Raw genomic sequence first — 1553 nt, forward strand, 5'->3', positions numbered from 1 at the left:
GCGGTGCTCCGTCGCCGCTGCGCGAGTGCAGCTCGCGCCCCGGAACGGGACACCGGGGAGCGTGAGGGGGTCGCCCCTCACGGGCCGGCGCCGCCGGCCCCCACGCTCGAGCGGGTCGTGTCAGCGTCGGATGCGACGATGGAGGCATGTGGGAACTGGCACACCGGACGCGCGCGGAATCGGCATCAACGGTGGTGCGCAGCAACGCGGCGACGAGCGCCGCGGCGATCCCGGAAGTGCGCGCAGCGATCCCGGAGGATCACGTCATCCTCTACGCGGTCCGGATCGCGAACGGCTGGGAGTAGAACCCACCGGGATTCGCTCGGAACCACTAGCGTTGCGATCAGTTCCGGAAAGCGATGGTCTCGTGATGGCAAACGTGTTGAAGTTCGTCGGAAAGGCATTCGTGATCGTCTTCCGCCTTCTGGGCGCCGCGCTGTCCGCGGGGCTCGCCGCTCTGGGTGTGGGCAGCTTCCAGCAGCCCAACCCCGGACCGCCTCCGTCCTCTACGGAGAACCGCGAATATAGGCCGTAGAACGGCGAGGTCTGCGGCGGATGGCGGAATGTCTCGGAGGACCGAGTCCTACTCAGCCGCGGAGGCGGCGCTGCGGCGGGGTGCGCGTTGGGTGGTTGTGGTGACGACGGCGGTCGCGCGGGTGAGGTTGGGGCCGATGGCGTCGGCTTCGAGGACGCGGCCGGTGCGGCGGTTCTCGCCTTCGCCCCAGGCGACGGTGCGCTCGTAGCCGAGGACGATCACGGCGTCTCCCTTGTGGAGGGAGGCGAGCACGTGCTCGCCGAGTTCGAACTTCGCTTCCACGTAGTGCGTGGTCGGGGCGTCGTGCGGGGTCCACTCCCCCGCGCGGTATTCGCCGGTGTTCTCGATGACGCGCAGCTTCACGATCTGCACGCGGCCCGCCTGCACGGCCTCGGGGTCGGCGGCGAGGTTGCCGGTGATGGTCCTGGTGCTCATCTGACGTCTCCTGCTCGTGCGGTTGGTGGGTCCCGTCGACGTCGACGGGTTCTCGGCCGCGGCCGCGGCCGCCGGGGTGTCGGTGGCGGGTGTCTCGATGCCCCAGGACGCCAGAGCGTCGCGCCTCGTGACTTCCACGGGCGGCTCGGACAGCGCTCTGCGCTGTTCGAGCTCGGCGCGTGTGACGGTGAGGTCCGGGACGCGGCGCTCGTCGCCGTAGGCGAGGCGGTAGAGCCGGTCGGCCTCGTTCTCCAGCCAGTCGACTTCGCCTTGCCGGTCGGCCTGTCCGGCGAGGTACCCGGCCCGGTAGTCGTCGCCAGTGACGTTCGGGCCGGTCATGCGGCGTGCTTCTCGATGAGGTCGGGGCGAAAGCCCGACCAGTGGTCCTGGTCGCTCGCGACGACCACGGGGGCGGCGGAATAGCCCAGCTCCTCCGTGACGTACGCGAGCGCTGCGGGGTTGGTGGTGATGTCGACGGTGGTGTACTCGATGCCCTTCTTCTCGAGCACCCGGTAGGTCATGGTGCACTGCACGCACGACGGTTTCGATTAGACGGTGAGCATCAGTCGTCCCACCGGTCGCC

The 1553-nt window shown here is 69.6% G+C and carries 1 protein-coding gene and 1 pseudogene; both read right to left on the minus strand.

Annotated features, from left to right (window positions below):
• Positions 1-583 precede the first annotated feature (583 nt).
• Positions 584-1309 carry a hypothetical protein gene (locus C5C63_RS16605; protein WP_104326460.1) on the minus strand — a complete coding sequence of 242 codons (726 nt, stop codon included), beginning with the start codon at positions 1307-1309 and terminating at the stop codon, positions 584-586.
• Positions 1306-1518, minus strand: a pseudogene (nrdH, locus tag C5C63_RS16610) (glutaredoxin-like protein NrdH); the annotation flags it as partial. The gene C5C63_RS16605 and the pseudogene nrdH, both read right to left, overlap by 4 nt.
• Positions 1519-1553 lie beyond the last annotated feature (35 nt).

The sequence above is a fragment of the Rathayibacter sp. AY1B8 genome (assembly GCF_002932775.1).
In the GTDB taxonomy this organism is placed as follows: Bacteria; Actinomycetota; Actinomycetes; order Actinomycetales; family Microbacteriaceae; genus Rathayibacter.

What these genes read in the sequence shown, in the direction of transcription:
- C5C63_RS16605 (WP_104326460.1), bottom strand. Translation starts at nt 1,309, where the DNA reads ATGACCGGCCCGAACGTCACTGGCGACGACTACCGGGCCGGGTACCTC.